15 protein-coding genes and 1 riboswitch are annotated in these 17,885 nt (G+C 67.1%); of the genes, 9 read left to right on the plus strand and 6 right to left on the minus strand.

The window, feature by feature from the left end; translation table 11 throughout:
• Window positions 1-3 precede the first annotated feature (3 nt).
• Window positions 4-1,320, plus strand: coding sequence for a TAXI family TRAP transporter solute-binding subunit (locus ACQR1E_RS32820; RefSeq protein WP_316166492.1), 1,317 nt, complete (start codon window positions 4-6; stop codon window positions 1,318-1,320).
• 19 nt (window positions 1,321-1,339) lie between these two features.
• Here ACQR1E_RS32820 and proC read toward each other — a convergent pair whose 3' ends face one another.
• Together proC and ACQR1E_RS32830 are read right to left on the minus strand one after the other, a co-directional pair.
• Window positions 1,340-2,167 carry a pyrroline-5-carboxylate reductase gene (proC, locus tag ACQR1E_RS32825; protein WP_315714058.1) on the minus strand — a complete coding sequence of 276 codons (828 nt, stop codon included), beginning with the start codon at window positions 2,165-2,167 and terminating at the stop codon, window positions 1,340-1,342.
• Window positions 2,168-2,330: 163 nt separating this feature from the next.
• Entirely contained in the window at window positions 2,331-2,831 is a 501-nt protein-coding gene (locus tag ACQR1E_RS32830) for a YbjN domain-containing protein (protein WP_315714059.1), read from the minus strand.
• A 394-nt stretch (window positions 2,832-3,225) separates the two neighbouring features.
• A riboswitch (FMN riboswitch) is annotated at window positions 3,226-3,419 on the plus strand.
• A gap of 77 nt (window positions 3,420-3,496) precedes the next feature.
• On the opposite strand from ACQR1E_RS32830, the gene ACQR1E_RS32835 reads away from it, so the two are divergent.
• From ACQR1E_RS32835 to ACQR1E_RS32870, 8 genes are all read left to right on the plus strand, one after another.
• On the plus strand, window positions 3,497-4,102 hold the full coding sequence (locus tag ACQR1E_RS32835; protein ID WP_316203675.1) for a 6,7-dimethyl-8-ribityllumazine synthase: 606 nt from the start codon (window positions 3,497-3,499) through the stop codon (window positions 4,100-4,102).
• Between the two features lie 299 nt (window positions 4,103-4,401).
• Complete coding sequence (locus ACQR1E_RS32840; protein ID WP_316203674.1) at window positions 4,402-5,610, plus strand: MHYT domain-containing protein; 1,209 nt, start codon at window positions 4,402-4,404, stop codon at window positions 5,608-5,610.
• A 328-nt stretch (window positions 5,611-5,938) separates the two neighbouring features.
• On the plus strand, window positions 5,939-6,802 hold the full coding sequence (locus ACQR1E_RS32845) for an FAD binding domain-containing protein (protein WP_316203673.1): 864 nt from the start codon (window positions 5,939-5,941) through the stop codon (window positions 6,800-6,802).
• 224 nt (window positions 6,803-7,026) lie between these two features.
• Window positions 7,027-7,527: a (2Fe-2S)-binding protein gene (locus ACQR1E_RS32850; protein WP_316203672.1), complete on the plus strand. Its 501-nt coding sequence runs from the start codon at window positions 7,027-7,029 to the stop codon at window positions 7,525-7,527.
• Window positions 7,524-9,944: an aerobic carbon-monoxide dehydrogenase large subunit gene (locus ACQR1E_RS32855; RefSeq protein WP_315714064.1), complete on the plus strand. Its 2,421-nt coding sequence runs from the start codon at window positions 7,524-7,526 to the stop codon at window positions 9,942-9,944. Before ACQR1E_RS32850 ends, ACQR1E_RS32855 begins: the two co-directional genes overlap by 4 nt.
• Window positions 9,945-10,290: 346 nt before the next feature.
• Window positions 10,291-11,160: an AAA family ATPase gene (locus ACQR1E_RS32860; RefSeq protein WP_316166498.1), complete on the plus strand. Its 870-nt coding sequence runs from the start codon at window positions 10,291-10,293 to the stop codon at window positions 11,158-11,160.
• Window positions 11,157-12,362, plus strand: a complete 1,206-nt coding sequence (locus ACQR1E_RS32865; RefSeq protein ID WP_315826173.1) for a vWA domain-containing protein — start codon at window positions 11,157-11,159, stop codon at window positions 12,360-12,362. The genes ACQR1E_RS32860 and ACQR1E_RS32865 overlap by 4 nt, the downstream gene beginning before the upstream one ends.
• Window positions 12,363-12,576: 214 nt before the next feature.
• On the plus strand, window positions 12,577-13,392 hold the full coding sequence (locus tag ACQR1E_RS32870; RefSeq protein WP_316169345.1) for an XdhC family protein: 816 nt from the start codon (window positions 12,577-12,579) through the stop codon (window positions 13,390-13,392).
• Window positions 13,393-13,398: 6 nt separating this feature from the next.
• On the opposite strand, the gene ACQR1E_RS32875 is transcribed toward ACQR1E_RS32870, so the two are convergent.
• The 4 genes from ACQR1E_RS32875 to ACQR1E_RS32890 form a co-directional block, all read right to left on the minus strand.
• Window positions 13,399-14,493 (minus strand): HWE histidine kinase domain-containing protein, encoded by a 1,095-nt coding sequence (locus ACQR1E_RS32875; protein WP_316201336.1) that lies wholly within the window; start codon window positions 14,491-14,493, stop codon window positions 13,399-13,401.
• Window positions 14,494-14,767: 274 nt separating this feature from the next.
• Window positions 14,768-15,592 carry a carbohydrate ABC transporter permease gene (locus ACQR1E_RS32880; protein WP_315714069.1) on the minus strand — a complete coding sequence of 275 codons (825 nt, stop codon included), beginning with the start codon at window positions 15,590-15,592 and terminating at the stop codon, window positions 14,768-14,770.
• A complete protein-coding gene (locus ACQR1E_RS32885; protein WP_315714070.1) occupies window positions 15,589-16,524 on the minus strand; it encodes a carbohydrate ABC transporter permease in 936 nt (311 codons plus the stop codon). Before ACQR1E_RS32885 ends, ACQR1E_RS32880 begins: the two co-directional genes overlap by 4 nt.
• Window positions 16,521-17,840 carry an ABC transporter substrate-binding protein gene (locus ACQR1E_RS32890; protein WP_315826175.1) on the minus strand — a complete coding sequence of 440 codons (1,320 nt, stop codon included), beginning with the start codon at window positions 17,838-17,840 and terminating at the stop codon, window positions 16,521-16,523. The genes ACQR1E_RS32885 and ACQR1E_RS32890 overlap by 4 nt, the downstream gene beginning before the upstream one ends.
• Window positions 17,841-17,885 lie beyond the last annotated feature (45 nt).

The raw sequence follows: 17,885 nt of genomic DNA on the forward strand, positions 1-17,885 counted from the left end.
GCTATGTCCATCGTCACGAAGGCAGCTTCGCAAGTCGCGCTCGCCGCGCTCGCAGCCGGACTCATGCTGAGCCAGGCATCGGCGCAGGCTTGGCCGCAGCTGCAACAACAACCGCCGCAGCCGCCGCGCCCGGCAGCGACCCGCTCCATCATCGTGCCCGTCGCCCCGGCCGTCCGGCCGAACGGCGCGCCCGTGATCCCCGCGCCGCCACGTCCCGCCGGCCTGCCGGCGTCGCTGTCGCCCGCGCCCGGCAGCGGGCCGGACGTGTGGCGGCTGCCCAACCCGACCGACGTCAACGACGGCACCGTCACCATCATCACCGCGCCGGCCGGCGGCGCCACCTCCGTGTTCGGCTCGGACATGGCGCGCGTGCTCGATGATCAGACCAACGTCCGCGTGCTGCCGGTGCTCGGCAAGGGACCGGTGCGCAACGTCTCGGATATTCTGTTCCTGAAGAGCATCGACATGGGCGCGGTCGCCGCCGACGTGCCCGAATTCTACCGCCTGCAATACGGCATTCCCGACATCACCTCGCAACTCCGCTACATCGCGCGGCTCTATCACAACGAGATCCATGTCATCGCGCGCTCCTCGATCCGCTCGATCTTCGATCTCAACGGCAAGCGCGTCATCGCGCCGACCGATGTCGGCTTCTATTCCGCGCGCGTGATCTTCAACCGGCTGGGCCTGACGGCGTCATTCGACTACGCGACCGATGACGCCAAATCGATCCAGAAGCTGATCGATGGCGACGCGGACGCCTACATCGTCTCCACCGGCAAGGTGTTCCAGCTCGCCCGCAACATCAGGAACGACAACCGCGCGCTGCACCTGGTGACGATCCCCTACGACCGCCGGCTGCAGGACCTCTATCTGCCGACGACATTGTCCTCCGAGGAATATCCGAACCTGCTCAACCCCGGCGAGACGATCGAGACGGTGGCGATCGGCATGCTGCTCGTCAGCTACAATTGGCCGGAGAATACCGAGCGCTACCGAAAGGTGGCGCGCTTCGTCGAGGCGTTCTTCGCCAACTACGACGAGTTCATGAAGCCGCCGCGGCATCCGAAATGGCGGGAGTCGAGCATCGTCGCCGCCATCCCGAACTGGAAGCGGTTCAAGGCCGCGGAAGAGTGGCTGCTGGCGCACAACATGGTGCCGCGGCCGCAGGTCGCCGACGTGCGCCAGACCCAGTTCGAGAGCTTCGTGCGCCAGAGCGGGGGACAGCTGTCGAACGATCCGGCTGAGCGCAGCGCCCTGTTCCGCCAGTTCCTGCAATGGCGCCAGCAGCATGGCGGGCCGCCGACGCCGTCGCGCTGAGCTGTCAGCTCGCGGTTGTCTACTTCGCGAGCTCTTTCGAACGCGCCGTGGCCGCGGCGACCGCCTTGGTCAGCAGCGGCTGGAAGCCGTCGGCTCCCATCAGCACCGACAGCGCCGCGGCGGTGGTGCCGCCCGGCGAGGTGACGTTCTGGCGCAGGGTGGCGGACGGCAGGTCCGATTGGCGCAGCAGCTCGCCGGCGCCCGACACGGTGTGGCGCGCGAGCTTCGTCGCCAGGGACTCGGGCAGGCCGGCGGCGACGCCGGCGCGGGCGAGCTCCTCGGCGAGCAGGAACACATAGGCGGGCCCCGAGCCGGACACGGCAGTCACCGCGTCCATCAGCGCCTCCTCGTCGACCCATTCCACTGCGCCGGTGGCACGCAGCAGCGCGTCCGTCAGCCCGCGCTGCGCGGCGCTGACGTTGCCGGCCGGCACGGCCACGGTGATGCCGCGGCCGATCGCGGCGGGCGTATTCGGCATCGCGCGCACGACCGCGCCGCCGATCGTTTGCTGCAAGCCGGCGATCGTCGTCCCCGCCATGATCGACAGCACCAGCGTCGCGTCGCCGACCCACGGCTTCAAGGCGGGGCCGGCGTCGGGGAACATCTGCGGCTTGACGGCAACGATGACGACCTCGGCCGGCGCAGTCGCCGTCGGATTGAGGCGGACGCCTTGGGCCTTTAGCGCCGTGATCTCGGCCGACGGCATCGGCTCGATCACGACCACGCGCGCGGGATCAAGGCCGCCGGCCAGCCACCCGGTCAGCATCGCCCCGCCCATCTTGCCGGCGCCGGCCAGCACGATGGTGCCGGTGAGCTGATGAAGCAGGTTGTTGTCCGCTGATGTCACGACGCACTCCGCTGTCGTCCCTGCGAAAGCAGGGACCCATAACCACCGGCGGTTCTAGTGGAGCAGGGGCAGAGCGACAAGCGTCGTGCGCCACACGGACATCACGCGGTATGGGTCCCTGCGTGCGCAGGGACGACACCGCGTGTGATGGAGCGGCGGCGGCTTACGCCTCGCCCTCTGTATCGAACAGCGCCGCCGCCATGGCCTCCTGGGTCGACTTGCCGGCCCAGACCACGAACTGGAAGGCCGGGAAATAGCGCTCGCAGGCGTGGATGGCGCCCGCCAGCATGCTCTCGCATTGCAGTCCCGACGCGGTGATCCCGCCGGGCAGCACCAGGGCCTGGCGGTGCATCACCATGCCGGTGTGGGTCCAGATGTCGAAATGGCCGAGCCAGAGCTGCTCGTTGATCGCGGCGATCAGCCGCTGCACCTCGGCGCGGCGCGCCTCGGGAATCTTCATGTCGAAGGCACAGGCCAGATGCAGCGCCTCGATCTCCGCCATCCAGGTGAAGGAAAGCTGATAGTCGGTCCACTGGCCCTTGGAGGCGATCGTGATCTCGTCCTCGCCGGAGCGCTCGAACATCCAATTATTGTCGGCCGCAATTGTCTCGACCACGCTCAGCGGATGATCTGCGGAATCGATAGTGCTTTCGAGCAGGGACATGCCGTCTCGACCTCGTCTTCTTGATCTCGTTGGTACATACGCGGCGACCCGGCCCACGCCCTCTTGGCGCTTCGCGACCCGGCTTGCAGTCCCGGAGGTACCCCGAGGCGTGCGAGGACAAACTGATGTGATTTGCGGAATCTGCGCAACGGGGGGGCGAGTCCGTCCACAGCCAAACACCGCTTCGTCCACAACTCCTGTCCGGCCTGTGGAATCATCGGCGAACGAGAACAAAACGGAATCGGACACGCCGCAGCCGCTCGGTCTGAGGTGATTTGGCCGCAGGAACGGCCGTGAGCGTCTGCATGGCCGCCCGTCGCGGACCGCGGGCGTGAGGCCTTGCCGCAGCCGCCGACCGCCTGCATAGTTCATTCAGGCCGTCCATCCGGGCGGCCGATGTTCTCAGGGCGGGGCGAAATTCCCCACCGGCGGTAAGCGTTCTCGGTCGAGCGCGAGCCCGCGAGCGCCTTCTCGGCAAGGCACGGTCTGGAGAATTCTGTTCTCCGGAACGTGTCGCGCAGAGAAGGGTCAGCAGATTCGGTGCGATTCCGAAGCCGACGGTCACAGTCCGGATGAAAGAGAACGGGTCCCGGCACCCCGCGCAATCCAGCGTGGGGGCGTCGTCGTTCCGTGTGCCCTGATTCTGGTCTCTGACGAGGACAACCATGAATCAGATGTTGCAAGACGCGCCTACTGATACGCCCACCGACACCATCACCGCAGGAACGTCGCCGCCGGCGGATACGCCGGTCGCGTCACCGCCCGACGAGTCGCCACCGGCGCCGTCGCATCCGCGCTTCAGCAAGCCGCAGCGCGTCGCCTTCGTGCAATCGGCCTGGCATCGCGACGTCGTCGCCGAATGCCGTCTCGCCTTCATCGACGAGATCGAGGCGCGCCACATCCCGCGCGATCGGGTCGACATCTTCGAGGTGCCAGGCTCGTTCGAGATCCCGCTGCATGCGCAGCTCCTGGCCAAGACGCGGCGCTACACCGCCATCGTCGCGGCCGGGCTCGTCGTCGACGGCGGCATCTACCGCCACGAGTTCGTCGCCGACACCGTCATCAAGGCGCTGATGGACGTGCAATTGCGCACCGAGGTGCCGGTGTTCTCCGCGGTGCTGACGCCGCAGCAATTCCACGAGACGCAGGCGCATTTCGAGTTCTTCCGCAAACATTTTGCGATCAAGGGCATCGAGGTGGCGACTGCCTGCGCCGAGACGCTGCTGAGCCTGGAGCGGCTGCGCAGCCAGGTCGCGGCGGGGATTATCTGAGGCGGACGGTGTGTGGCCGGTCACGGCCGGCCACACATGCTTCAGTGTCGGGAGCCGAGGTCTCACCGCGACGGCGGCCTGCTCCCCTCCCCGCAAGGGGGAGGGGAACTCACCGCGTTCGCCGCTCCAGATCGAATCCAACGTCTGGCGCCACGCCAATCAAGCTTGCCGCCCTCGCTTGTCCCCCAGCGACAACACGCCCCCTCACGCTCCCCGCCTTGTGTTGTCAATTTCCTCGCCACCCCTGTAAAATCTCCCTTGGGAGGAGGCTGGCCCGTGGCGACGGGCGGCCGACAAGGATGATCGAAGGATACGATCCTTATCTCGTCGCGCTCTCGGTCGTGATCGCGAGCCTGGGTGGCTATACCGGTTTCAGTCTCACCGCGCGCATCCGCAGCGGGCCGGGAGAGAATGCGCGCGTGCTGCTGTCCGGCGCCGCCGGCATTCTGGCTGTGGGCATCTGGACCATGCATTTCGTGGGCATGATGGCGGCGCCACTGCCGCCTGATGCCGTCTATCTGGTGCTGCCGACCATCATCTCGTTCCTGATCTGCGCGCTCGTGATCGGCATCTCGCTGTTCTTCGTCAGCATCGGCGATCCCTCCCCCCGGCGCGTCGTCCCTTCCGCGCTGCTGCTCGGCGCCGGCATCGCCAGCATGCATTATGTCGGCATGCACGGCCTGTCCGGCTCATTCGGGTTGACGCATGATCCGGCGCTGGTGGCGCTGTCGGTGGCGATTGCGATCGGCGCCGCCTATGGCGGCCTGCGCATCTTCCTGGCGCGGCAGGACGGGCTGCGGCTCGCCATCAGCGCGGTTGCGTTCGGCATCGCCGTGTCCGGCATGCATTACACGGCGATGCTGGGAATGCATGTCGTGCCGATGGGCGAGGGACACCATCACGCCGCACCGGGACTTGCTGCATCGCCGCAAGCGCTCGCGATCGTCGTCGCCGTGCTGTGCTTCGTCATCGCCGCCGGATTTTTGCTGTCGCTGGTGCCGGACCCGCGCCGTCAATCGCCGCCGATGCCAGCCGTTGCCGAGGCTGCGCCGCAATTGGCGCCGGAGCCGGCCGCGACGGCGGCCGAGCCGGTGGTTGAGGTCGCCGCCATGAGCCGGTCGACGGCGGCGCCGCTGGGGGGCATCGGCCAGCCGCCGCGCGCGACCGCGGCGCGATTGCCGCTGGAGGGCGCCAACGGCACCCATTTCATCGATGCCGGGGACGTGCGCAGCGTGCGCGCCGATGCGCACTACACGCGGATCCACGACGGCACCCGCGAGCGGATGTGCCCATGGTCGATCTCCGAGGCTGAGGCGCAGCTCGATCCCGGCCGCTTCATCCGCGTGCACCGCAGCCACATCGTCGCGATCGAGCACGTGATCTACGTCGGTCGGGAAGGCGAGGGCGCGATCATCGAGCTCGATGGCCCCTCGAAGCCGCGCGTGCCGGTGAGCCGCGCCAAGGTCGCCGAGGTCAAGGCGCGGCTCGGGCTGCGGCGGCCGGCCTGAGTTCAGCGTTCGTTTCGCTGCTGCAACAGAGCGCCGCCATTCTCCCCAACGCATGCAACACCGCGCGCGCGTCTTGCGCGGCCGCTCACGCCGTCACTCGCGCGATTGGGTCGCCCTCGCTGACGCAATTCGTGCGCGACCAGCCGCAATTCGTGCGATTTCGTCGCTCTCCGTGCCGGCTTCGTTGCGCGGCCAGCGATCCCGATCGACGCTCCGCGCCAATCCGCGATGCGTCCGCGTTCGCACTTCGCTCTCGCAGCACGAACGCCCGCCGCAACAACGCGACGGCCTTGCCGATAAGGCAGGCCAGCACAGGAGAGGAAATGTCATGATTCCTGGCCCGTTCGACTATCACCGGCCGGCGAGCGTCAGCGATGCGATCAAGCTGCTCGCCGACCTCGGCGATGACGCGCGACCGCTCGCCGGCGGCCACAGCCTGCTGCCGATGATGAAGCTGCGACTGGCGACCCCGGCGCATCTGATCGATCTGCACGGCATCGCCGGGCTCAAGGGCATCCGCCGCGGTGGCGACCGCATCTTCATCGGCGCGATGACCACGCAGGCCGAGCTGCTGGCCTCGACCGAGATCGGAGCCAGCCTGCCGATCCTGCACGAAACGGCGCTTTTGATCGCCGATCCGCAGGTGCGCTACCGCGGCACGCTCGGCGGCAACGTCGCCAATGGCGATCCCGGCAACGACATGCCGGCGCTGATGCTGGCGCTCGATGCAAGCTACCGTCTGGAGGGGCCGAACGGCGCCCGTGAGGTCGCGGCGCGGGAATTCTACCAGGGCGCCTATTTCACCGCGCTGGAGCCGGGCGAGATCCTCACCGGGATGAGCATTCCCGTTCCGCCTGCGGGACACGGCTACGCCTATGAGAAGCTGAAGCGCAAGGTCGGCGACTACGCGACCGCCGCGGCGGCTGTCGTGCTGACCATGGCCGGCGGCAAGGTGGCGAGCTGTGTGATCGCGCTCACCAATCTGCACGAGACGCCGCTGCTCGCGACCGACGCGGCCAACGCCGTGATCGGCACGGCGCTGGACGATGCCGCGCTGAAGGCCGCCGCGACGGCGGCGCGCGCGATCATGCAGCCGGCCTCCGATGCGCGCGGGCCGGCCGAGTACCGCATCCATGTCGGCGGCATCATGGTCATGCGCGCCCTGCAGCGCGCGGCGGCGAGGGCGAAGTAGCAGGGTGTGCTGACACCGCGGGCCCGCATGCGGTGCCTTCTCGCCCCCGGCACGTCCTCTCATCTCCCCCCCTTTGTGGGGGAGGGGCGGGGAGGGGGGTAGCCCCAAGCGAGACTGCCGCCGTGGACCCCCACCCCCGACCCCTCCCCGCAAGGGGGAGGGGAGCACACCGATGCTGTGGCCTTAGTGAGGCCAATCCCACAATCCCACGAGGGAGCAACCAAATGCCCAAAACCCATATCACGATGAAGGTGAACGGCAGCGAGGTCGAAGGCCTCGCCGAGCCGCGCACCTTGCTGGTTCATTTCCTGCGCGAGCAGGCGCAGCTCACCGGCACCCATATCGGCTGCGAGACAAGCCATTGCGGGGCCTGCACCATCGACATCGACGGCATGAGCGTGAAGAGCTGCACCATGCTCGCGGTGCAGGCCAACGGCTGCGAGATCACCACGATCGAGGGCATGGCCAACGCCGACGGCACGCTGTCGCCGCTGCAGGAAGGCTTCCGCATGATGCACGGCCTGCAATGCGGCTTCTGCACGCCCGGCATGATCATCCGCGCGCATCGGCTGCTGCAGGAGAATCCGTCGCCGACGGAGGCGGATATCCGCGCCGGCATCTCCGGCAACATCTGCCGCTGCACCGGCTACCAGAACATCGTCAAGGCGATCCAATACGCCGCCGCCAAGATCAACGGCGTGGAATTCCAGGAGGCCGCGGAATGAACGACCTGACTCCCACGCGGGAACAACGCGAAGCCGCGCTCGAAGGCATGGGCTGCCGGCGCAAGCGCGTCGAGGACATTCGCTTTACCCAGGGCAAGGGCAACTACGTCGACGACGTCAAGCTGCCGGGCATGCTGCATGGCGACTTCGTGCGCTCGCCGCATGCGCATGCGCGGGTGAAGGCGATCCACACCGAGGAGGCGCTGAAAGTGCCCGGCGTGCTCGCGGTGATCACCGCCGAGACGCTGAAGACCGTCAACCTCGCCTGGATGCCGACCTTGGCAGGCGACGTGCAGATGGTGCTCGCCGACGGCAAGGTGCTGTTCCAGAACCAGGAGGTCGCCTTCGTCGTCGCGACCGACCGCTATGCCGCCGATGACGGCGTCTCCAAGGTGGTCGTCGAATACGAGCCGCTGCCGGTGCTGGTCGATCCGTTCAAGGCGATGGACCCGGACGCGCCGGTGCTGCGCGAGGACCTTGCCGGCAAGACCTCCGGCGCACACGGCCCACGCAAGCATCACAACCACATTTTCGAATGGAGTGTCGGCGACAAGGAGCTCACCGACGCCGCGTTCAAGAAGGCCGACGTCACCATCAAGGAGATGATCTCGTATCACCGCACCCATCCGTCGCCGCTCGAGACCTGCCAGTGCGTCTGCGCGTTCGACAAGATCAAGGGCGAGCTGACGATCTGGGGTACCTTCCAGGCGCCGCATGTCATCCGCACCGTGGTGTCGCTGATCGCCAAGATCCCGGAGCAGAAGATCCACGTCATCGCGCCGGACATCGGCGGCGGCTTCGGCAACAAGGTCGGCGCCTATCCCGGCTATATCTGCGCGGCGGTGGCCTCGATCGTCACCGGCAAGCCGGTGAAATGGGTCGAGGACCGCATCGAGAACCTGACCGCGACTGCCTTCGCCCGCGACTACCACATGACCACGGAGATCGCGGCGACCAAGGACGGCAAGGTCACCGGCCTGCGCGTCCACGTGCTCGCCGACCACGGCGGCTTCGACGCCTGCGCCGACCCGTCGAAATGGCCCGCCGGCTTCTTCAACATCGTCACCGGCTCCTATGACTTCCCGGTCGCGCATCTCTCCGTCGACGGCGTCTACACCAACAAGGCGCCGGGCGGCGTCGCCTATCGCTGCTCGTTCCGCGTCACCGAGGCGGCCTATTGCATCGAGCGCGGCATGGACATTCTCGCGCAGAAGCTCGGCATGGACCCGGCGGAGCTGCGCCTGAAGAATTTCGTCAAGCCGGAGCAGTTTCCCTATCACTCGGCGCTCGGCTGGGAGTACGATTCCGGCGACTACCACACCGCCATGCGCAAGATGATGGAAGCGGTGGACTACGCAGGCCTGCGCAAGGAGCAGGCCGAGAAGCGCGCGGCGTTCAAGCGCGGCGAGACCCGCGAGATCATGGGCATCGGCGTCTCCTTCTTCACCGAGATCGTCGGCGCCGGTCCGTCGAAGAACTGCGACATCCTGGGCATCGCGATGTTCGATTCCTGCGAGATCCGGCTGCACCCGACCGGCGCCGGCATCGCGCGGATGGGCACCAAGAGCCAGGGCCAGGGGCACGAGACCACCTGGGCGCAGATCATCGCCAGCGAGATCGGCATTCCCGCCGACAACATCATGGTCGAGGAGGGCAACACCGACACCGCGCCTTATGGCTTGGGCACCTACGGCTCGCGCTCGACGCCGGTGGCCGGCGCGGCCATCGCGATGGCCGCGCGCAAGATCAAGGCCAAGGCGCAGATGATCGCGGCCTACAAGCTCGAGGTCCATGAAGACGATCTCGAATGGGACATCGACGGCTTCCGGGTCAAGGGCCTGCCCGAGAAGGTGATGTCGATGAAGGATATCTGCTGGGCGGCCTACAACTCGGTGCCGCCCGGCATGGAGCCGGGGCTGGAGGCGGTGAGCTATTACGATCCGCCCAACATGACCTATCCATTCGGCGCCTATCTCTGCGTGATGGACATCGATGTGGATACGGGCGTGTACAAGGTCCGACGCTTCTATGCGCTGGATGATTGCGGCACCCGCATCAACCCGATGATCATCGAGGGCCAGATCCATGGCGGCCTCACCGAAGCCTTCGCCATCGCGATGGGCCAGGAGATCCGCTACGACGCCGAGGGCAATGTCGTCACCGGCTCGTTCATGGACTTCTTCATGCCGACCGCGGTGGAGACGCCGCATTGGGAGACCGACTTCACGGTGACGCCTTCGCCGCACCATCCGATCGGCGCCAAGGGCGTCGGCGAAAGCCCCAATGTCGGCGGCGTGCCGGCGTTCTCCAATGCGGTCAATGACGCGTTCTCGTTCCTGGGCGCGACGCACATCCAGATGCCCCACGACTTCTGGCGCAACTGGCAGGCGGCGAAGAACCTGGGCGTGGTGGCGTAGGCTATATCCAAGTGCACCTTCGTCATTGCGAGGAGCGAAGCGACGACTTGTCCGCCATAGCCCGAAGGGCGACGGCGGAAGCAATCCAGAGTCCCGCCCATCACCCTGGATTGCTTCCGCCTACGCCCTGCGGGCTTCGGCGGACACGTCGCTTCGTTCGCAATCACGCGGAGAGAGTGGAGCTATAACGGCATCGGCAGTGCGCTCCCCTCCCCCTTGCGGGGAGGGGTTGGGGGTGGGGGTCTCCGGCGGCGGTGTCGCCTGATGCTACCCCCCTCCCTAGCCCTCCCCCACAAGGGGGGAGGGAACGCACTGGCTTCGCGGTGAGATCGAGAATCAAACGCTGATGAAAGCCCGCGACGACATCGCACAATCGCTCTCCGCTTGCGGCTATATCGCCGACGGCGAACTGGCGACCGCGATCGCGCTGATGCAGCTCCTCAGGCGGCCGCTGCTGCTGGAAGGCGAGGCCGGGGTCGGCAAGACCGAGGTCGCCAAGGCGCTCGCCTGCGTGCATGGCACCGAGCTGATCCGTCTGCAATGCTATGAAGGCCTCGATCAGAGCTCCGCGCTCTACGAGTGGAACTACCAGCGCCAGCTGCTCGCGATCGAGGCGCATCGCGGCCAGCCGGACACCATCGAGGACCAAATCTTCTCCGAGAAATATCTGCTGGAGCGGCCGCTGCTTGCGGCGATCCGCCGCGCCACGCCGCCGGTGCTGCTGATCGATGAGATCGACCGCGCCGACGACGAATTCGAGGCGTTCCTGCTGGAGCTCCTGTCGGACTTCCAGGTCTCGATTCCCGAGCTCGGCACCATCAAAGCAATCAGCATCCCGCACGTGGTGCTGACCTCCAACGGCACCCGCGAATTGTCCGACGCGCTGCGCCGGCGCTGCCTCTATCACTACGTCGACTATCCCGACGTCGATCGCGAGGCCCGCATCATTCTGGCGCGGATCGACGGCGCCTCGGCGCAACTGGCCCTGCAGATCGCGCGCCTCATCGACTCCTTGCGCAAGGAGGAACTGCGCAAGGTGCCCGGCGTCGCCGAGACGCTGGACTGGGCGGCGGCACTGGTCGGGCTCGACGTGCGCGATCTCAAGGACCAGCCGGAGATGGTGCATGACACCTTGATGTGCCTGCTCAAGACCCATGAGGACCGCGCGCGGATCACGCGCGAGGTCACGGCGCGGCTGCTGGGGAAGGTCGCATGAGCTGCTGTGGCACCACACCCGACCACGAGGACATGAACGCGGTCGCGCGGCTGGTCGCGGGACGCCTCGGTGCATTTCTCAAGACGTTGCGCGACAACGGCTTTGCGGTCGGCCTGTCGGAGGGGCAGGACGCGGCGGCCGTGATGAGTGCGGGCTATGCCGATAAGCCCGGCCTGTTGCGCTCCGCCTTCAAGCACCTGCTTTCGGCGCGCAAGAGCGAGTGGGATCGCTTCGACGGCCTGTTCGACGCGTTCTGGCTCGGCAAGCGCGTGCGCTCGCGCTCGCTGGTCGCCGGCGCGACGGCGAGAGCGAACAGCCCGTCGCTGAAGAGTCTGCGGGATGCGAATGCCGGTCAGCCGGAGCCTCACGGCGCGACCGATCAGATTCCCTCTGACGAAACCCCACGCGACGCGGGCGGCGAGGGCCTGCGCGAAGGGGCATCGCGCGTGGAGTCCATCAGCGATACCGACTTCCGCAAGCTCGCAGATCCCGACCAGGTCGCGCTGGCGCACGAGGCCGCGGCGCGGCTCGCCCGGGCGATGCGGACACGGCTGACGCGCCGCGATCAGTTGCGGCGCAAGGGCGAGCGGCTCGACCTGCGCCGCACCATCCACCGCAACATCAGCCATGGCGGCGTGCCGATTGCGCTGGTGCACCGGCGACGCAAGCACAAGCCGCTGCGGCTGGTGGTGCTGCTCGACGCCTCCGGCTCGATGAGCCCCTACACCGCGGTGTTCCTGCGCTTCATCCACGGTGTGCTCGACGCCTTTCATGAGGCCGAAGCGTTCCTGTTTCACACCCGGCTTGCCTATGTCTCGGATGCGATGAAGGAGAAGGATGCCGCGCGGGCGCTCGACCGTCTCTCGATGATGGCGCAGGGCGCCGGCGGCGGGACGCGGATCGGCGAGAGCCTGCAGACCTTCAATCGCTGGCACGCGCCGCGCGTCATTCATTCGCGGACCTGCGTGATGATCGTCTCCGACGGCTACGACACCGGTGACCCAGCCTTGCTCGGCCGCGAGATGGCGCAGCTGTCGCGCCGCTGCCGCCGCATCGTCTGGCTCAATCCGATGCTCGGCTGGGACGGCTATGCGCCGGAAGCGCGCGGCATCAAGGCCGCGCTGCCCTTCGTCGATCTCTACGCGCCCGCGCATACGTTGAGCTCGCTCGCGGCGCTGGAGCCTTATTTGGCGAGGTTGTGAGGATGCGGATGCGCGGCATCGTTGTGAGCTCAAGGCGCGCTGTCGCAGCATCGGTGGTGCGCTCCCTCCCCCCTTGTGGGGGAGGGCTGGGGAGGGGGGTACCCCGACATCGGTGCAAGACGCCCCCCTCCCTAGCCCTCCCCCACAAGGGGGGAGGGAACATACCTTCTCTGTCGAAGCAGTGTGCTTCCGACAGTCCGCAGAGGAGGCAGTCATGACCGCTGCTCCCGAACTGCTCGATCTCGCCGCGCAACTGAAAGCCAACGACGAGAGCTTCGTGCTCGCCACCGTCGTCCGTACGGTGTCGGTGACCGCCGCGAAGGCCGGCGCCAAGGCGATCATCCGCCCCGACGGCAGCATCGTCGCGGGCTGGATCGGCGGCGGCTGCGCCCGCGGCGCGGTGCTGAAGGCGGCGCGCGAGGCGCTCGCCGACGGCATCCCGCGCATGGTCTCGGTGCAGCCTGAGAACCTGCTCGCCGAGCTCGGCGTCAAGCCGGGCGAAACCAGGGAGGGCGTGCGCTTCGCCGCCAACATGTGCCCGAGCAAGGGCACCATGGACATCTTCGTCGAGCCGGTGCTGCCGCATCCCGCGCTGGTCATCCTCGGCGCGAGCCCGGTCGCGATCGCGCTCGCGGCGCAGGCGCGGCCGCTCGGCTATCACGTGACGCTGGCGGCGCCGGCGTCCGATCTCGTCACGACACCGGAGGCCGATGTGCTGATCGATGGCTTCGCGCTGGATCAACCGGCCGGGAGCAGCCGCTTCGTCGTGGTGTCGACGCAAGGCAAGGGCGACGAGGCGGCCTTGCGCGCCGCGCTCGCCTGCGATGCGGCCTACCATGCCTTCGTCGGCAGTCGCCGCAAGATGGACAGCCTGCGCGACAAGCTGATCAGGGCCGGCATCGACGCCGCGCTGCTCGACAAGGTCAAGGCACCGGCTGGCCTCGATCTCGGCGCCATCACGCCGGAGGAGATCGCGATGTCGATTCTGGCCGAGATCACGCTGACGCGCCGGCGCGGCCAGCGCGGCTGAATTCCGTCATGGCGCGAGCGGCAGGTCGAACGAAACCCTGAGCCCATCCGGCGCGAAGTCGCGCGTGACCTCGCCCTTCAGCGCCGCGCCGAGAATGCGCTCGAACAGCAGCGAGCCGAAGCCGTTGCTCGCAGGTGGGGAGACCTGCGGGCCGCCGTTCTCCTCCCAGGACAGCTTGAGCCGTCCGTCGGCATGGGTCCAGCTCAGCGTCACCCGTCCTGCATCGTTCGACAGCGCGCCGTATTTCACCGCGTTGGTGACGAGCTCGTGCAGCCCCATCGACAGATACAGCGCGACGCCCGGCGGAAGCGGCACGGCAGGACCGTCGACCGTGACACGGTCGCCTTGCAGCGGCGCCAGTTCGGCGCAGACCAGCTCATCGAGCGCGATCGCCTCGCGGCCGCGGTCCAGCGCCAGCGCGTGGCTGCGGGTCAGCGCGGCAATGCGGCCGCGCAGCACCTCGCCGAACGCGGCCAGCGCCGAATCGGCGCGGATGCTGAGCGCGATCACGCTGTCGACCAGCGCCAGCGTGTTCTTGACACGGTGATTGAGCTCATGGACGAGCACGCGATGGTGCTGCTCGATCGTGCGCCGCCGTGCATTCTCGGTGCGCAGCGCGATCTCGTCCATCACGATCTCGCTGAGCTCGGTGAGCTGGGCGATGTCGTCGTCGCTCCACGGCCGCGGCTCGTGATCGATGGCGCAGAGCGCGCCGATCACCTCGCCGCTCGGCAGCCGCAGGGGGACGCCGAGATAGGCGATCACGCCGAAAACCGGCACCGCGAGATTGTCCTTCACCAGCGGATGCTCGTTGGCGTCGCTGATCACCAGCGGCTGCGCCGAGGTCACGACGTGCTGGCAGAAGGAGTGGCTGAGCGGCGTCTCGCGCAGCGACGCCCACGGCTCGCACAGGCCGACCGAGCTCTTGAAGAACTGCCGGTCGCGATCGACCAGCGCGATGATCGCCGCCGGAGCCTGCAGCAGCCGCGAGGTCAAGCGGGTGACGCGATCGAAGCCCGGCTCCGGCGGCGAGTCGAGCAGCTCGGTCTGCAACAGGGCAGTCAATCGGTCTGGCGCGGAGGCGTCGCGATCGGACGTCATGCAGCTTTCGTCGGTCGGGCGTTCAGCCAGTGACAGGTTGCAAGACGGACCGGACGGAGCGCAAATCCGGAGCCGGTCGATCGTGCGGCGCAGTGGTATTCGGCTGGAACGAAGCCGGCGCAGAGACGAGATGAAGCCATCAACGCGGCCATCGCCGCGCCTCAGGGGCGGGGCGAATCCCGGTTCCACGCAGGTAACCAAGTGGCAGACTATGGCCTGACCAAGGCAAGTTTGGCATTCCGCCGCAGGTTCTCTTTGGTATGCATTATACCCGTCAGCCCCCCTTGACCGCACCCGCCGTCAGGCCGGCCACGATCTGCCGCTGCGCGAACACGGTCAGCAGCAGCACCGGCAGGGTCACGATCAGCGCGGCCGCCGCGAGCGGCCCCCACGAGAGCTGATCGAACGAGATCATGTTGTAGACCGCGACCGGCAAGGTGCGGGTCTCGCGTCCGGCCAGCACGATGCCGAACACGAAATTATTCCAGGAGAAGATCACCGCGAGGATGAAGGCGACGGCGAGGCCGGGCTTCGCCACCGGCAATGCCACGTGACGGAAAACCTGCCAGCGCGTCGCGCCATCGATACGCGCGGCTTCTTCGAGCTCGATCGGCGTGGTCTCGAAATAGCCGATCATGATCCAGATCACGATCGGCACGGTGACGACGAGATGGATGATGATCTGCGGCCACAGCGTGCCGAGCAGGCCGAGCCACTGAAACAAGAGGAACAGCGGGATCAGATAGGACAGGCCCGGCGTGATGCGCGCGATCAGGATCACGATCGCGGACTTGTGCGCGGCCATGCGGGCGATGCCGTAGCCGGCGGGCACGCCGACCAGCATCGCGAGCGCCGTCGCGCCGCCGGTCACCACCAGGCTGTTCTTGAAATAGGTGAAGAAGCGGTTGGACGACAGCACGTCGGCATAGTTCTTCCAGGCGAAATGCTCCGGCCAGAACACCGGCGGATACGCGGCGTTGTCGACCTCGTACTTCACCGACAGCGAGATCATCCAGAGGAAGAACAGGATCGCCGGCGAGACGATGAGGAAGACGCCGAGCGCGAGCCCGAGCCGGCCGAGGATGGTCTGCGCGCTCATGTGTCGCTCCCCAGCGCATTCCACTGCGCGCGGCGGCGCAGCACCAGCAAGAGCGCAGTCAGCGCGATGATCAGCGCGAAGAACACCACCGCGATCGCCGACGCATAGCCGAGGTCGTAATAGACGAAGGCGACGCTGTAGAGATAGAGGTTGATGGTCTCCGACGCCGAGCCGGGCCCGCCTTGGGTGATCGCGAAGATGATGTCGAAGCTCTTGATCGCGTCGATGGCGCGGATCATCGCGGCGATGAACAGGAACGGCATGATCAAGGGCAGGGTGATGTAGCGGAACATCTGCCAGGTGCTGGCGCCGTCGATCTGTGCGCTCTCGTACGGCTCCGTCGGCAGCGAGGCGATGCCGCCGAGCACGATCAGCATCACCAGCGGCGTCCACTGCCAGGTCTCGACCAGCACCAGCGAGGGGATCACCGTGCCCGGATGGAAGACCCAGAGCTGCGGCGGCAGGCCGACCAGCGACAGCAGGTAGTTGAGGATGCCGAGCTGCGGATGGAACATCATCGTCCACACCAGGGCGATCGCCACCGGCGTCGCCATCATCGGCATGATGAACAGCGCCCGCAGCAGTCCCCGGCCGGGGAAGCGGGCATGGAAGATCACCGCCGCGAAGGTGCCGAGCACCAGCGGCAGCAGCACCGATAGAGCCGTATAGGACAGCGTGTGCCCGACCGACTCGACGAAGCGGGGATCGGCCGGCAGCCGCAGATAGTTCGACAGCCCGACGAAAGTCGTTGGCGAACCGACCTTCCACTCCTGGAAGCTCATCCAGATCGTGAACAGCCAGGGGAAGATGATCACCGCCAGCACGGTGACCAGCGCCGGGATGACGAACGGCCAGTACGACGGCGGCCGCAGCGCACGTTCCGGCGCAGCCGCCTCCGCTGCCGCGCCGGCCTGTTCGACGATCGTGCTCACGCTTTCTCGCTGCGCTCCAGGATGGGGCGGAACTGTTCGTGCGCCTTCTTCAGCTCGGTGGCGGGATCGGCGCCCGACAGCGTCGCGGTCAGCGCCGCACCGACGAGATCGCGGAATTCGGCGACCGGGATGATCACGGGCAGGCCGAGCTTGGAGATCTTGCCGGAGTCGATCGCCGACTGCAGCCACTCCTTCGGCATCTTCACGCCGCCCTGGACCCCGGGGTCGTTGAGCACCGAGTTGCGGAACGGCACGCCGCCGCCGGCCTGCACCAGGCGGGCGCCCTGCGGCTTCGACACCAGCCACTGGCACAGCAGCCAAGCGGCTTCCTTGTTCTTGCTCGCGGCCGCAATGCCGATGCCGTCGCCATAGGTCGCCGAGTACTGCCCCCTCGGTCCTGCGGGCACCACGGTGTAGCCGACCTTGCCGACCACGCGCGAGGCGTTGGGATCCTCCAGCGGCGGCGCCCAGCCGACGCCGTCGATCCACATCGCCGAGCGGCCTTGCGTGAACGAGGCCATCGACTCCATCCAGTTGAAGCCGGCCACGCCCGGAGGCGCGCAGGTCGTCAGCAGCTTCTGATACAGCTTGGTGGCCTCGATTGCCTCGGGGCCGTCGGTCAGGATGTTGCCCTTGGCGTCCAGGAACTCGCCGCCATAGTTGAGGAAGAAGTTCGTCCACAGGGTCATGTTGGCGTTGCGCAGGCCGCGTCCGACAAATCCGAACGTGCCGTCCTTGGCATCGGTCAGCTTCTGCGCAGCCGTGACCATCTCGTCGAGCGTCTTCGGCACTTCGACGCCCTTCTTCGCGAACAGCTCCTTGTTGTAGTAGAGGATGAAGTAGTCGACCGACCATGGCAGCGAGAACATCCGGCCCTTGTCGTTGCTGGCGTAAGTCAGGCCGGCGGCGGAGAAATCGCTCTGCACGAGGTCCGGCGCCGTGAGGTTAGGATCCTTCATGAAGTCGGTGATGTCGGCGAGCCAGCCGGCCTTCTCGAACTGCCGCTTCTGCACGTGATAGCTGAGATGGACGACGTCGAAGCTCGGCTTGCCCGACGACAGCTCGATCACGACCTTCTGCCGCTGCTGCTGCTCCGGGATCTGCTCGGATTCCACCTCGATGCCGGTCAGCGCGGTGAATTCCTTGATGTTCTTCTGCAGATTGTCGCCGCGCGGGCCCTTGGCCAGGATCACCTCGAGCTTGGTGCCGGCATATTTCTTCCACTGCGGCTCCGACCAGGCGGGCTGGCCGGTGAGCGCAAGCGCGCCTGCTGCTGCCGTACCCGCAAGCATGTTGCGGCGCGTGATCGCGGTCATCATATCCTCCCAGAAGACTTCTTGTTTGGTCGTGAAGTGTAGCGC

Origin of the sequence: Bradyrhizobium sp. HKCCYLRH1030, assembly GCF_051168395.1 — a bacterium.
GTDB lineage: Bacteria > Pseudomonadota > Alphaproteobacteria > Rhizobiales > Xanthobacteraceae > Bradyrhizobium.

Excerpts from the sequence above, each read along its gene's own strand:
- ACQR1E_RS32820 (WP_316166492.1), top strand. The coding sequence starts at position 4 with ATGTCCATCGTCACGAAGGCAGCTTCGCAAGTCGCGCTCGCCGCGCTC.
- ACQR1E_RS32830 (WP_315714059.1), bottom strand. The coding sequence starts at position 2,831 with ATGTCCCTGCTCGAAAGCACTATCGATTCCGCAGATCATCCGCTGAGC.
- ACQR1E_RS32835 (WP_316203675.1), top strand. The coding sequence starts at position 3,497 with ATGAATCAGATGTTGCAAGACGCGCCTACTGATACGCCCACCGACACC.
- ACQR1E_RS32840 (WP_316203674.1), top strand. The coding sequence starts at position 4,402 with ATGATCGAAGGATACGATCCTTATCTCGTCGCGCTCTCGGTCGTGATC.
- ACQR1E_RS32845 (WP_316203673.1), top strand. The coding sequence starts at position 5,939 with ATGATTCCTGGCCCGTTCGACTATCACCGGCCGGCGAGCGTCAGCGAT.
- ACQR1E_RS32850 (WP_316203672.1), top strand. The coding sequence starts at position 7,027 with ATGCCCAAAACCCATATCACGATGAAGGTGAACGGCAGCGAGGTCGAA.
- ACQR1E_RS32855 (WP_315714064.1), top strand. The coding sequence starts at position 7,524 with ATGAACGACCTGACTCCCACGCGGGAACAACGCGAAGCCGCGCTCGAA.
- ACQR1E_RS32860 (WP_316166498.1), top strand. The coding sequence starts at position 10,291 with ATGAAAGCCCGCGACGACATCGCACAATCGCTCTCCGCTTGCGGCTAT.
- ACQR1E_RS32865 (WP_315826173.1), top strand. The coding sequence starts at position 11,157 with ATGAGCTGCTGTGGCACCACACCCGACCACGAGGACATGAACGCGGTC.
- ACQR1E_RS32870 (WP_316169345.1), top strand. The coding sequence starts at position 12,577 with ATGACCGCTGCTCCCGAACTGCTCGATCTCGCCGCGCAACTGAAAGCC.
- ACQR1E_RS32875 (WP_316201336.1), bottom strand. The coding sequence starts at position 14,493 with ATGACGTCCGATCGCGACGCCTCCGCGCCAGACCGATTGACTGCCCTG.
- ACQR1E_RS32880 (WP_315714069.1), bottom strand. The coding sequence starts at position 15,592 with ATGAGCGCGCAGACCATCCTCGGCCGGCTCGGGCTCGCGCTCGGCGTC.
- ACQR1E_RS32890 (WP_315826175.1), bottom strand. The coding sequence starts at position 17,840 with ATGACCGCGATCACGCGCCGCAACATGCTTGCGGGTACGGCAGCAGCA.